This is a genomic window from Planosporangium thailandense (assembly GCF_011947195.1).
Classification (GTDB): Bacteria; Actinomycetota; Actinomycetes; order Mycobacteriales; family Micromonosporaceae; genus Planosporangium; species Planosporangium thailandense.
The window spans coordinates 111,047-124,275 of the sequence record NZ_JAATVY010000007.1; the positions used below are offsets into that span (position 1 = coordinate 111,047).

The following is a 13,229-nucleotide window of genomic DNA, read 5'->3' on the forward strand; positions in this document are numbered from 1 at the left end:
CTTCAGGTCGCAGGCTCCCCGCCGTCACCGCGCTCGCCCGCCAACTGGTCCAGCGGCCGCAGTACCAGCCTCGCCACCACCCGCTCGGCGAGTGCCGTGGCGGCTGCCGGCGCCATGCCGCTCTCCGTGCTCAACTCCAGGACCCGCAGGCGCACCGCCTCCAACTGGTCCGGGGTCAAGGGCGGGATGGTTCTGGTGACAGCGGGCCGCCGGAAGATCCGTCGCAGCCACACCCGCAACCGGCGCCCTACACCGCCGACGGCCGCGCCCGTCGCCTTGCGCGCCGCCTCGTCCAATGCGATCCACACCACCGGCGTGACCAGCGCCGCGATCTCGCCCAGGCCGAACCCGAGGGGCTCATCCGACCGGTCGCGGGCCGCCAGCCGCGCTGCGACGCTCTCGTCGTCGGACCGGCACAACCCTTCGACCAGAAGCAGCTCATCCGGAGCGGCGTCGGACACGACCTCACGGACGACATCCCGTACCGGGCGGGTGGCATCGGCGGTCGCACGCACGTCGCTCGGCTCTGACAACGAGTCCATCTAGTCCCCTCATCGGACAGCGCGTCGCCCGCGCGATGCTAGCGACTCCGACACGTCGGCAGGACCCTTCCGACGCGATGACGACATCCGGGGTCGAGCGGTCAACCGGTCATCGACGGGATGGCGGATGGGCGGGCGGTGACACGGAAACCGTACGGGTGCCGCCCCACGGTGTACAGCGAGGTTCGCCGCCGTCCGACTGCACGCACGCCCGCACCTGGGAGTGGCGGTCCGCGGCCACCATCCGGGTGGAGAGGTAGCCCTCGGTCGAACTGCCGTCGGCGACGGTTGCTTCGGCCCGACCGGCGCGGTCGACCACCATCACCCGATCACCGGCGACCGGGTACGAGATCCGCGCCCATGCGGCCGCACACCGGTCGCTCACCCTCAGCTCCAGGTGGCGTCCGCCGACCTGCAGCTCCGCGTACGACCCGGCGTCCACCGCGCACGCCATGCCCACCGGCTCCAGACCCGCGCACCGGATACCGGTGCAGCCGACCGGGTACCCCGGCCCGGTCGACGCCGCCGGGACCGGGCCGGCGAAGATGCCGGTCGACCCGACCAGCGCGATGAGCACGGCGGTGACGGCGCCACCGGCAAGGGCGGCGGCCGTCCGGTGCGGTGGGCGGGGACGGCGCCAGGACGGGCCCCGACGCCGAGGTGCGGTTTCGGCATGTTCCTGTACCACGGTGGACGATGGTGTCGGCGGCGCGGTTGCCGGCCGGGCTTCGGCGTCACGCCCGCTCCACCGTTCCTCGGCGCGCTCCCACAGCGCCAGCAGCAGGTCGGTCGGCTCCCCCACCAGTTGCGCGAGCGCCTCGACCGCGTGACGGGGCGGCAGTTTCGTCCCGTTGAGGTACCGCTCCCACGTCGACTTGCTGTACGCCGTCCTACCCGCGAGCCCCGCCAGGCTGAGCCCCGACCGGTCCTTCAACTCCCGCAACGCGCCTACCAGGTAGGCGACCTCGGGGTGCAGCGCGGCGGGCAGCGGCCGCCACCGGCCGGTCATCCGCGGAGCAGCGCCCACGTCTGCGGCCCGACCATTCCGTCCGCCACGGCGCCACCCGCGCGCTGCAGATCCTTCACGGCCTGCTCGGTGTGCGTCCCGTACAGGCCGTCGATCCGTCCCGGGTCGAAGCCGTGCCGCTTGAGTAGGCACTGCACCTCGGCGACATCCTTACCGCCGGCGTTGAGCGCCACGAGGCGGTCGGAGGTCGTGCTGTGTCCCGCGTAGGTTCGGCCGTCCCGGGTGGTGTAGTCGCAGTGGTAGCTCGACGGCGTCGCCACGGACGACCTCCGGGTCGACAGGCCGGGTCCAGCCACCCAGATTCCCAGGCCGAGCAGGGACAGGACCGCCACACCCGAGACCACCGCGACCCCGACGCGTCCGAAGCGCCACCGGAAGCGCCGCCGGAAGCCCGGCGGCGCTTCGCCGGTGCCCGCGTCGGGCTCGGTGTCGGCCCCGCCGGCGGGCTCGGTGTCGGCCCCGCCGGCGGGCTCGGTGTCGGCCCCGCCGGCGGGCTCGGTGTCGGCCGCGCCGGCGGGCTCGGTGTCGGCCGCGGGCTCGCGCCCGGGCCGTGCCTGCCGGGCCTGATCGGCCAACATCCACAGGGCCAGCAGCCGCGCCGGGTCCGCCCCGGCCAGCTTCCCCAGCGCCTCGACCGCGTGGCGCGGCGGGCACGTCCGGCCGTTGAGGTACCGCTCCCACGACGACTTGCTGTACGCCGTCTTGCCCGCGAGCGTCGCCGTGCTGATGCCCACCTCGTCCTTGAGCTCGCGTAGCCGCACGATCAGCTGCCGCACCCGCAGATCAAGATCACCGGGCAACGGCTTCCACTGAGCCACTGCGTCCCCCGTCCGTCGACAGTCGACTCCGCAATCCTCGGTTCTTCCGTTCCAGACCTACCCGGTGCAGTCAGCACGCTCAATCCAGACGATTTCGGATGCCGAAAAGTCAGCGCCGGCGCCACGTCGCGGTGCCGGGGCGGCGCCGCGGGGACGGCCCGGTGCCCACCGTCCCCGTGGGACGGCAGCCGGACTGACGTCTGTCCAGGTCAGAGGCTGGGCCGTCCCGCGTTGACCCGATCTGCACCGCCGGCCTGTCGTCGTGGGCGGTCATCGCAACACGATCGGTCATGGGACCACGACGTGGCCCCGCAGGACCAGATCCCTTCTCGTAGAGGAGACCAACGGCATGAACCACAACATCCGACGGCTCATGACCGCGGCGGGCGGGACAGCGCTCGTCCTGGCCGGCCTGGCCGGCGCGACGGCGGGGCCGGCGGCCGCCGCGGCCGGCTCCGCGGCGACTCCGCAGGTGGCACCGGGCAACGCGGACACCGTCGTCACCGTCGACCCGTCGCCGGGCCTGGGCATCTTCAGCGCCACCGGATGCCACGGCACGACCTGCATCTTCGTCAACGGCAAGGGACTGCGCGTGAACTACGCGACGGTGACCAACAAGAAGGGCAACCCCGTCGGTCGCGGGATGATCTCCAGCAACTGGGACGGCAGGACACACGTCGGACCGGTGCTGCACAAGAACGAGTCCTGGCGGTTCGACTACAACCGCATCATGAACAACGGCAACAAGGTGTGCGGGTCCATCGAGGGCAGGGATGTCGCCTGCGTGACGATCCACCGGTGACCGTCCCGGCGAGGGCGCCCGTCCAGCCGATCGTGTGACGGTGGCAGGCCGGGGCCGGCGGAGTGTGGACCCCGCCGGCCCCGGCCCACCGGGAGAACAGTCCTAGGCCGAAGGGAGTTGCCGGAGAGTGCCGTCGAGGATCTGCTCCCGCAGCCGGAACTTCTGGAGCTTGCCCATCGCGTTGGTCGGTAGCCCGGTCGTCAGGTACCAGGTCTTCGGTGTCTTGTTCGGAGCGAGCCGCTCCCGGACGAAGTCGTGCAACTCCGTGCCGGAGGGTGGCTTGTCCTCGTCCCGGGGCTGGATGACCGCGGCGACGACTTCGCCCCACCGTTCGTCGGGAACGCCGACCACGACCGCGTTCACGACCTTGGGATGGGTCACCAGCACGGCCTCGATCTCACGGGGATAGATGTTCTCCCCGCCACGAATGATCATGTCCTTGAGGCGGCCGGTCACGCGGAGATAGCCGCGTTCGTCGAGTACGCCCAGGTCGCCGGTGTGCAGCCACCCGTCGGCGTCGACGGTCTGGCTCGTCTGCTCCGGCATGTCGAAGTAACCGAGCATCGCCTGGTAGCCGCGCGCGCAGATCTCACCGGACCCGCCGACCGGCAGGGCGTGCCCGTTGATCGGATCGACGATCTTGACCTCGACCTGCCACAGCGGCCGGCCCACCGTGTCGCACTTGTCCTGCGGCGCGTCGTCGGGGCTCGTCTGCGCGATGATGGGGCTCAGCTCGGTCTGACCGTAGACGGTCGTGAACCGGGAGGTGAATCGCCGCTCGACCTCGGTGACGAGGGCGGCCGGCACGGTGTCACCGCCGGAGGCGGTGATCCGCACGGAGCTGAGGTTGTAGGCGTCGAAGTCGGGATGACTGAGCAGGCCGACGTACATGGCCGGCACTCCCGCGTACAGATCCGCCTTCCACTCCTGCAGGGACTCGAGGATCAGCGTCGGGTCGAAGAGCTGGCAGAGCACCAGGGTGCCGCGACTGGCCGCGGTGCCCAGGACCGACATGCCGCAGCCCGCGGTGTGGAAGAGCGGAAGCGCGGTGGCCCACACGCCGTGGCGGGGGAACTGCGCGCGCACGTGTACGTGGTACGCGTTGGTGATCAGCCCGCGGTGGTGCAGCAGCGCGCCCTTGGGGAAGCCGGTCGTGCCCGAGGTGTACTGCAGCTGCGCCGCGTCGGTGGGCGCGACGCCCGGCAGCGGCCGTTGCGGGCCGGCGAAGGCCCGCAGCTCGGCGCCCCACGTGGAGAGCCGGATCGCCTCCCGCAGATGGGGGACGCGGGATCGGACGTCGGAGACGATCGAGGCCATGTCCGTGCCGCGGAATGCGTCGACGTAGGCGATGCCGACCGACTTCGACTGCCGGAGCACGTACTCCAGTTCGCCCGCGCGGAGGGCGGGGTTGGCGGTCACGAGGACCAGGCCGGCCAGCGCCGCGCCGTACTGCAGGATCACCCACTCCGGCACGTTCGGCGCCCATACGGTGATGTGCTCACCGGGCTCGAACTTCGTCAGCAGCCACTGCGCGGCCCGCTCGGCGTCGGCGAGCAGTTCGCGGTAGGTCCAGACGCGGGCCTCCTCGCCGGGCGCCACCGCGATCAGGGCGCGCCGGTCGGGCTCGGCGTGCGCGACCTCTCGCAGCAGGTCGCCGGCGGTCAGGTCGACGATCGCCTCGCCGGTGTCCGCCGGCCAGTACGAGGTGTTCAGGGTGGCCACGTCAGTCCTCCGCACGCAGCTGGGTCGCGGTGGGGACGTCCCCGCCGCCGTTCGGGATCCAGCGGCCGGAGTCGCGCCACCGGACCGCCTCGTCGAAGCCGTAGGTCGCGGCGAACTCGCGGAACCACCGGCCTTCCGGCGAATGCCGGGTGATGCCGTCGAACAGGGTGGCGAGGATCTGGGTGCCCTGCAGGCCCATGTTGTCGTAGGCCTGGTTGATCATGAGCTTCTGCATGACAAGCTGGTTGATGGGGACGCCGGCCATCCGGTCCGCCAGCTTCTCGACCGCGGAGTCGAGCTCGTCGGCGGGCACCGCGTCGACGACCAGCCCCCAGTCGGCCGCGGTCCGGCCGTCGATCGTGTCCCCGGTCAGCAGCATCCGCTTCGCCTTCTCGGCGCCGAGCCGGTAGACCCACATCGCGGTCGTCGGGCACCCCCATACCCGGGCGGGCATGTAACCGATCCGCGCGTCCTCGGCCATCACCACGAGGTCGCAGGAGAGGGCGATGTCGCTGCCCCCGGCGACCGCGTACCCGTGCACCTTCGCGATGGTGGGCTTCAACGAGCGCCAGAGGCTGAAGAAGTTGTCCGTATTGCCCTTCATCATCGCGAAATCCTGGATCGGATCCCAGACCGGAGGCTGGAAGCTCTCCCCGGCCTCGGCGTACCGCTTCAGGTCGTAGCCGGAGCTGAACGCCCGGCCGGCGCCCTGCAGGACGACGACGTGCACCTCGGGGTCCTCGTTCGCCCGGTCCACCGCGGCCTTGATGTCCCGCGCCATCTCGAACGTGATCGCGTTGAGCCGCTCCGGCCGGTTCAGCGTGAGATAGGCCTTGCGGTCGCGGACCTCGTACAACACGGTCTGCTCGCGGTCGTCGGTCATGGCACTCCTCACTTCCGGCGGCCGGTGCCCGTGGACGCTCCGGCCGTGCGTTCGAGAGGCTAGGGGAATTTTCACAGTCCGTCTAGACTGTCAATGTAACTTTCCGCTGGTCCGCCGCCGACCCGTAAGCTCGCGGCATGGCTTCGCTCAGTCGCAAGCAGCAACGCGAGCAGACCCGGCAGCACCTCCTCGACGCGGCCGTGGCGTGCCTGGTGGAGTACGGCTACGCGGGCACCACGACCCAGCGCGTCCAGGAGCGCGCCGGGGTGTCCCGGGGTGCGCTGCTGCACCACTTCGGCTCGAAGGCCGATCTGTTCGTGGCCGCCATCCACCACATCGCCGAGAAGCGGCTGGCCCGGGTACGCGCGGCGGCCGAGACCGTCGACCCCGGACCGGACGCCGAAGAGCGCGTCGTCGCGGCGATGCGCGCCGCGATGTCCGGACCGCCGTTCCTGGCCGCGCTCGAGCTCTGGATGAGCGCCCGTACGGATCCGGCGCTGCGGGCGGCCCTGATCCCGGCGGAGCGCGGGCTCGGCAAGGCGCTGCGCGAGATATTCGACGGGGTGTCGGGCGACAGCGACCCGCACGAGGCGCGCATCGCGTACGAATCACTGCTCGTCGTCCTTCGCGGGCTGGCCGTGACCAGCGTGCTCCGCGACGACCGGAAGCAGGCAGAGGAGATCATCCGGTACTGGATCGAGCGCATGGCCCCGTCCGCGACCGCGCGCCGCGACGCCGGCACGGGTTGAGCGGACTCCCCTTCTGACGCGGGTCAGGACTGCGGGCGGGCGTCCGACTCCGTCCCGTTTGGCCCTTCGCGGGACAGATATTCGCTGGCTGGTGCTGCCATCATCGAGTGGTGCTATTGACGATCTCCACTACTCACGTCCCGGCCACGGACCTTGGCTTCCTGCTGGTCAAGCACCCAGACCGGGTGCAGTCGTTCGACACGACCGGCGGGACGGCGCACGTCTGGTACCCGGAGGCCGGCGCGGAGCGGTGCACCGTCGCGCTGCTGCTGGACGTCGATCCCGTGGCGCTGGCACGGCCGTCGAAGGGGCACCGGTCGCCGGACAGCTTCTCGCTCGGTCGGTACGTCAACGACCGCCCGTACGCCGCGTCGAGCCTGCTGACCGTCGCCCTGGGCAAGGTGTTCCGCAGCGCCCTGAAGGGCGCGAGCAGGGATCGACCGGAGCTGGTCGACGTGCCCCTGCCCTTGGAGATCAAGGTTGCCGCGCTGCCGTGCCGGGGCGGCGCCGCGATCGTGGAGCGGCTCTTCGGCCCGCTGGGCTGGACCGTGACGGCAGAACCGGTGCCGCTCGACCCCGCGTTCCCGGCCTGGGGCGATTCGCGGTACGTGCAGCTGACCCTGACCGGCCGGCAGAAGCTGTCGGATGCGCTCAACCATCTGTACGTGCTGCTACCCGTCCTCGACGACGCCAAGCACTACTGGGTGTCGGCCGACGAGGTCGACAAGCTGTTGCGCGCCGGTGAGGGCTGGCTGCCCGAACATCCGGCGAAGGAGCTGATCGCGCGGCGGTATCTGGCCAATCGGCGCTCCCTGGCCCAGAGCGCCCTCGAGCGGCTGCGGGCCGCCGATGAGCTGGAGGCGATCGCCGAGCCGCCGGCGGCGGAGGAGCTGGCCGAGGTCGAGGCCGCCGAGCGCAGGAAGCCCCTGGTCAGGTACCGGCAGGAGGCGGTGCTCGCGGCGCTCGCCGAGTCCGGCGCCACCCGGGTGCTCGACCTCGGGTGCGGCTCCGGCGCGCTGCTCCTGCGCCTGCTGGCCGATCGCCGCTACACCGAGATCGTCGGCGCCGACGTGTCGAGCGTGAACCTGCAGCTCGCCGAGCGGCGGCTGAAGCTCGACCGGCTGCCGGAACGGCAGCGCAACCGGATCACGCTGATCCAGTCGGCCCTGACCTACCACGACGACCGGCTCGCCGGCTACGACGCGGCGGTGCTGATGGAGGTCATCGAACACGTCGACGAGGTGCGCCTGCCGGCGCTGGAGCGGGCGGTGTTCGGGCACGCGAGCCCCGCCACCGTCATCGTGACGACGCCGAACATCGAGTACAACGGCCGCTACGACGGCCTGGCGGGCGGGCACCTGCGCCACGACGACCACCGCTTCGAGTGGACCCGGGCCCAGTTCGCGGCCTGGGCTGCGCGGGTCGCCGACGCGTACGGCTACGGCGTCGACCTCCGACCGGTCGGCGAAGACGATCCCGAGGTCGGCTCCCCCACCCAGCTCGCGTACTTCCGGAAGGCCGCCTGAGTGAACCTCGACATACCCGAACTGTCCCTGATCGCGCTCATCGGCATCTCCGGCTCCGGCAAGTCGACGTTCGCCCGCCGGCACTTCGCCCCGACCGAGGTGCTGTCCTCGGACGCCTTCCGGGCCATGGTCGCCGACGACGAGAACGACCAGTCCGCCTCGAAGGACGCCTTCGAGGCGCTGCACCACGTCGCGGCCATCCGGCTGCGCGCCGGCCGTCGGGTGGTCGTGGACGCGACCAACGTCCAGAAGCACGCCCGCGCCGAACTGGTGAAGCTCGCCCGCGCGCACGACGTCCTGCCCGTCGCGATCGTCCTCGACACGCCCGAGGCCATTGCCTGGGAACGCACCGAGGCCCGGGCCGACCGCGACTTCGGCCGGCACGTGCTGCGCAGACAGCAGCAGGACCTGCGCCGCTCACTGCGGGACCTGGGGCGCGAGGGGTTCCGGAAGGTCCACATCGTCGCCGACCCCGACGACGTCACCATCACGTACGAGAAGGCCTGGAACGACAAGCGCGACATCACCGGGCCGTTCGACATCATCGGCGACGTCCACGGCTGCCGTTCCGAGCTGGAAACGCTGCTCACGACGCTCGGCTGGCGGCTGGAGCGCGACGAGGCGGGGCGGCCGGTCAACGCCGTCCACCCCGAGGGCCGGCGCGCCGTCTTCGTCGGTGACCTCGTCGACCGCGGCCCCGACTCCCCCGGTGTGCTGCGCCTCGTCATGGGCATGACCGCCGCCGGCACGGCCCTGTGCGTACCGGGCAACCACGAGCAGAAGCTGCTGCGCAAGCTGCGCGGCCGCAAGGTCAGCGTCACCCACGGCCTGGCCGAGACCCTCGAGCAGCTGGCGGTCGAGCCGCCCGAGTTCGTCGACGCCGCGGCCACGTGGATCGACGGTCTGGTCAGCCACCTGCGGCTCGACGGGGGCCGGCTGGTCGTCGCGCACGCCGGGCTCAAGGAGGAGTTCCACGGCCGGGCCTCCGGTCGGGTACGGGCCTTCTGCCTGTACGGGGAGACCACCGGCGAAACCGACGAGTACGGGCTGCCGGTGCGCTACCCGTGGGCCAACGACTACCGGGGCTCGGCGATGGTCGTGTACGGCCACGTGCCGAACCCGAAGCCGGAATGGGTCAACAACACCATCTGCCTCGACACCGGCTGCGTGTTCGGCGGCCAGCTCACCGCCCTGCGGTACCCGGAGAAGGCGCTGGTCTCGGTGCCGGCCGAGAAGACGCACTACGAGCCGGTCAAGCCGCTGGTCGAAGCCACCCCGGCGCGCGACGCCACCACGCTCGACCTCGCCGACGTGACCGGCCGGCGCCACATCCGCACCGACTACGGCACGGTCCTGGTCGACGCGGAGAACGCCGCGGCCGCGCTCGAGGTGATGAGCCGGTTCGCGGTCGACCCCCGGTACCTGCTGTGGCTGCCGCCGACGATGTCCCCGCCCTCGACCTCCAGGCTGGACGGCTACCTGGAACATCCGGCCGAGGCGTTCGCCGACTACCGGGCCGCCGGAGTCGAGCGGGTCGTGTGCGAGGAGAAGCACATGGGCTCGCGCGCCGTCGTGCTCGTCTGCCGGGACGCGGCGACCGCGGCGAGGCGGTTCGGCGTGGACGACGCCTCGTCCGGCGCCGTCTACACCCGCACCGGCCGGCCCTTCTTCGCCGACCCTGCGCTGACCGAGACGCTACTGGCCCGGGTCCGGGCGGCCGCGACCCCGGCGTTCGGCGAGCTGGACACGGACTGGCTGCTGCTGGACTGTGAGCTGCTGCCGTGGTCGGCGAAGGCCACCAGCCTCATCAAAGGCCAGTACGCCGCCGTCGGCGCCGCGGCACGCGCCGCCCTGCCCGCGGCCCTGCGCGCGCTCGACGCCGGGCTCGACCGGGGACTCGACCTCGCAGCGCTCCGGGACCGGACGGCCGCCCGCGCGACCAACGCGGACGCCTTCACCGACGCGTACCGGCGGTACTGCTGGCCCGTCGACGGGCTGGACGGCATCCAGCTCGCCCCCTTCATGGCCCTGGCCTCCGAAGGCGCCTCCCACGCGGCGCGCGACCACGGCTGGCACCTCGAACACTGCGACCGGCTCGTCGCGGGCGACCCTGACCTGTTCCGGCGTACCGAACGGCGGACCGTCGACCTCTCCGACGAGGCGTCGGTCGAAGCCGCCACCGCCTGGTGGCGGGAGCTGACCGGCGCCGGCGGCGAAGGCATAGTGATCAAGCCCTGCGACGGGCTGCTGCACCGCGCGAACGGAAAGCTCGTCCAGCCCGGCATCAAGTGCCGCGGCCGCGAGTACCTGCGCATCATCTACGGACCGGACTACACCGAGCCGCGTCACCTCGACCGGCTCCGCGACCGGGGCCTGCACCGCAAGCGGAACCTGGCCCTGCGTGAGCACGGCCTGGGGCTGGCCGCCCTGGACGCGGTCGCGGCCGGCGCACCACTGTGGCGGGTCCACGAACTGGTGTTCGCCGTGCTGGCGCTCGAGTCCGAGCCGACCGACCCCAGGCTGTGAGCGTCACCGCCGCCCGGTACGCCCGCACCGGAAAACCGGTACGCCCGCACCGGAAAACCGGTGCCGGTGTGCCGGCGCGCCGTGGCATGATCCCGCGGTGACCGACACCGCCACCCACACCGAGCACGGTGACCGGGGCCTCGCCCTCGACGGGGAGATCCTGCGTACCGTCGTGGGCTCCGGCGTACACGGCATCGCGATCGAGGGCACCGACGACCACGACGAGATGGGCGTGTTCATCGAGCCGCCCGCGCACGTCATCGGGCTGCGCGCGCCGGTCGAGCACTACGTGTTCCGGACCCAGCCGGAGGGCGCGCGATCGGGCCCCGGCGACACCGACCTGGTCATGTACTCGCTGCGCAAGTACCTGCGGCTGGCCGCCAAGGGCAACCCCACCGCGCTGCTGCCCCTGTACGCGCCGCGGGATGCGGTCCTGACGCTGCACCCGCTGGGCGGGGAGTTGCGTGACCTGGCGCCGAAAGTGCTGTCACAGCGGGCGGTGCACCGGTTTCTGGGGTACCTGGAGGCCCAACGCGACCGGCTGCTCGGGCGCGGTCGGCGCAGTGACGTGCCCAACCGGCCCGAGCTCGTCGCCCGCTACGGCTATGACGTCAAGTACGCCTCGCATGCGCTCCGGCTGGCCTATCATGGCCTGGAGATCGTCCGGGACGGCCGGCTCACCCTCCCCATGCCCGAACGCGAACGCGAACGGGTACTTCGCGTCAAACGCGGCGACGTGTCCGCGCTCGCCGACGTCCTGCACGAGATCGACGAGGTGCAGGCGGCGGTGCGGGAGCTGCTCGACAGCGGCCGTACGCCCCTGCCGGCCGAGCCGGATGTCGACACGATCTCCGAGTGGTCCGTCAGCGCCCACCGTCGCCACTGGAGCTGGAGCTAGCGGTCTCCCGGGTCGCCGATGACCCGGTTGCGTCCGCTCCGTTTCGCCGCGTAGAGATTGCGGTCGGCGCGGGCGAGCAGCGCCGAGGGTGTGGGACGTTCATCGGCGATCGCGGCGACTCCGACGCTGGCGGTGACCGGGAGGTCGCCGGTGACCGGTCGCCAGGGGTGGGCGGCGATCGACCGGCGCAGCCGCTCGCAGCGGCGCATCGCCTCGTCGAGATCGACGCCAGGGAAGATCAGCACGAACTCCTCGCCACCGAGCCGTGCGGCGACGGGCTGGTCGGTGGCGTCCCCGTCGCTGGCGGCGTGGTCGCTGGCGGCGTCCGCAAGCAGGCGGGCGACCTGGGTGAGGACGGCGTCGCCGGCGGCGTGTGACAGCGTGTCGTTGATCCGTTTGAAATGGTCGAGGTCGACGAGCGCCACCGACAACGGGGAGCCCCGCTCGGTCGCGCGGTCGAGCAGGGTGGCGAGGCATTCGTCGACGTAGCGACGGTTGTACAGGCCGGTGAGCGCATCGCGTTGGGCCATCTCGCGGAAACGGAGACTCTCCCGGCGAGCCTCCTCGGTCTCGAACACCGCCTGCAGGGCGCGTGCCCGGGCTTCACGCTGCGCCGACATCAGCGCGAGGGTCTCCTCGTGGAACCGTAGGTGCTCCTCGTACGCCTCCCGGTAACGCCCGGTCGCGGCGTACAACCTGGCCTGCTCCTCCCGCACCTCGGCCCGCACCGACATCAGGTCCCGCTCGTCACAGATCCGGGCCGCCCGCTCAAGGCTGGCCTGTGCGGCCTCGATGTCACCGCGTAGCCGCTGCGCCTCCGCAACGGTGAGCAGACATTGAGCCAGCGCGTCCCCTTCGGTGAGCAGGTGGCCGGCTGCTCCGTCCAGAATGGGTGACAGCGTTTCCTCGGCAATGTCGTACCGCCCGTGCATCGTCTCGACGCGGGCGATCGTGTCGAGATCGCTGGCGTCAAGGGCGGCGCCGTGGCGGGCGGCGAGCATTCGCATGCGGTCCGCCAGTTCCCGCGCCTCGTCGGCATCGCCGCGAAGGTACGCCAGGTAAGCCATGTTGTTGAGGACATCCATCGATACGTCGACGTCGCCGACGCCGGTGGCGATGTCGAGCGCATCCCGGAACCGACGGCGGGCCTCGTCGAGCGACTCGTTCTCGTGCAGGACCGTCGCCAGGTTCGCCAGGTGCCTGGCCCGGATGCGGGCGGGCACGTCGTCGCCGGTGTGCGTCACCGCCTGCACGGCGTGCGCCAGCGCGTCCGCCAGGTCACCGATCTGGCGGAAGAAATGCGAGAGTACGTGGTGGCTACGAGCCAGCAGGTAGGCATCCTCGTGCTCGGAGGCCCAGGCGTTCACCTCGTGGGCGGCGCGCCCCGCGGCGGCCGTGTCGCCTTCCCGTCGGAAGACGTCGGCGCGTACCAGCCGGGCCCGCATCTGGAGGTCGGTGCGCCCCAGTTCGCTCGCCAGCCGCTCCGCGCGCTCCGCCGGCTCGGCGACCGACCGGAACTCGGCAAGGCCGATCGTCTCCATCACGTCCAGCGCCGCCGCCAGACTGGCCTCGGCCTCGGGCGTCGACACGGACATATCGGCGAGGGCCTCAGCCCCTCTGATCAACAGCGCCGTCGCCGCACCAAGCTCGTCGGCAGCCGTCCGCAACGCCGTGTCCATGCCCCACCCTCATTGAGTCCAGGCACACCACGCTATGCAACGCCGGTTGCTGGCCAC

The 13,229-nt window shown here is 71.6% G+C and carries 11 protein-coding genes; 5 read left to right on the forward strand and 6 right to left on the reverse strand.

The genetic code is table 11. The annotated features are described in order from the left end of the window. Window positions 1-2: 2 nt before the first annotated feature. From HC031_RS32515 to HC031_RS13000, 3 genes are all read right to left on the reverse strand, one after another. On the reverse strand, window positions 3-542 hold the full coding sequence (locus HC031_RS32515; protein ID WP_205862671.1) for a hypothetical protein: 540 nt from the start codon (window positions 540-542) through the stop codon (window positions 3-5). Window positions 543-651: 109 nt separating this feature from the next. Beyond that, the gene (locus HC031_RS12995; protein ID WP_167925524.1) at window positions 652-1,569 is read right to left on the reverse strand and encodes a helix-turn-helix domain-containing protein; all 918 of its coding nucleotides are present in this window, start codon (window positions 1,567-1,569) and stop codon (window positions 652-654) included. After that, window positions 1,548-2,387 (reverse strand): peptidoglycan-binding protein, encoded by an 840-nt coding sequence (locus HC031_RS13000; protein ID WP_167925525.1) that lies wholly within the window; start codon window positions 2,385-2,387, stop codon window positions 1,548-1,550. Before HC031_RS13000 ends, HC031_RS12995 begins: the two co-directional genes overlap by 22 nt. Before the next feature lie 349 nt (window positions 2,388-2,736). Between HC031_RS13000 and HC031_RS13005 the strand changes: the two genes are divergently transcribed. After that, window positions 2,737-3,189, forward strand: coding sequence for a hypothetical protein (locus tag HC031_RS13005; RefSeq protein ID WP_167925526.1), 453 nt, complete (start codon window positions 2,737-2,739; stop codon window positions 3,187-3,189). Window positions 3,190-3,291: 102 nt separating this feature from the next. Here the strand turns inward: HC031_RS13005 and HC031_RS13010 are convergent, their stop codons facing one another. Both HC031_RS13010 and HC031_RS13015 read right to left on the reverse strand, forming a co-directional pair. Beyond that, window positions 3,292-4,911, reverse strand: a complete 1,620-nt coding sequence (locus tag HC031_RS13010) for an AMP-binding protein (protein ID WP_167925527.1) — start codon at window positions 4,909-4,911, stop codon at window positions 3,292-3,294. Window position 4,912: 1 nt separating this feature from the next. After that, window positions 4,913-5,794 carry a crotonase/enoyl-CoA hydratase family protein gene (locus HC031_RS13015; RefSeq protein ID WP_167925528.1) on the reverse strand — a complete coding sequence of 294 codons (882 nt, stop codon included), beginning with the start codon at window positions 5,792-5,794 and terminating at the stop codon, window positions 4,913-4,915. A 137-nt stretch (window positions 5,795-5,931) separates the two neighbouring features. Between HC031_RS13015 and HC031_RS13020 the strand changes: the two genes are divergently transcribed. The 4 genes from HC031_RS13020 (at window position 5,932) to HC031_RS13035 (ending at window position 11,493) form a co-directional block, all read left to right on the forward strand. Beyond that, window positions 5,932-6,543 (forward strand): TetR/AcrR family transcriptional regulator, encoded by a 612-nt coding sequence (locus HC031_RS13020; protein ID WP_167925529.1) that lies wholly within the window; start codon window positions 5,932-5,934, stop codon window positions 6,541-6,543. 110 nt (window positions 6,544-6,653) lie between these two features. Continuing rightward, the gene (locus tag HC031_RS13025) at window positions 6,654-8,069 is read left to right on the forward strand and encodes a 3' terminal RNA ribose 2'-O-methyltransferase Hen1 (RefSeq protein WP_167925530.1); all 1,416 of its coding nucleotides are present in this window, start codon (window positions 6,654-6,656) and stop codon (window positions 8,067-8,069) included. Further along, on the forward strand, window positions 8,070-10,595 hold the full coding sequence (locus HC031_RS13030) for a polynucleotide kinase-phosphatase (protein WP_167925531.1): 2,526 nt from the start codon (window positions 8,070-8,072) through the stop codon (window positions 10,593-10,595). 97 nt (window positions 10,596-10,692) lie between these two features. Then, window positions 10,693-11,493 (forward strand): DNA polymerase beta superfamily protein, encoded by an 801-nt coding sequence (locus HC031_RS13035; protein WP_167925532.1) that lies wholly within the window; start codon window positions 10,693-10,695, stop codon window positions 11,491-11,493. On the opposite strand, the gene HC031_RS13040 is transcribed toward HC031_RS13035, so the two are convergent. Continuing rightward, window positions 11,490-13,172, reverse strand: a complete 1,683-nt coding sequence (locus HC031_RS13040; RefSeq protein ID WP_240942434.1) for a tetratricopeptide repeat-containing diguanylate cyclase — start codon at window positions 13,170-13,172, stop codon at window positions 11,490-11,492. The two genes, HC031_RS13035 and HC031_RS13040, sit on opposite strands and share 4 nt — an antisense overlap. Window positions 13,173-13,229 lie beyond the last annotated feature (57 nt).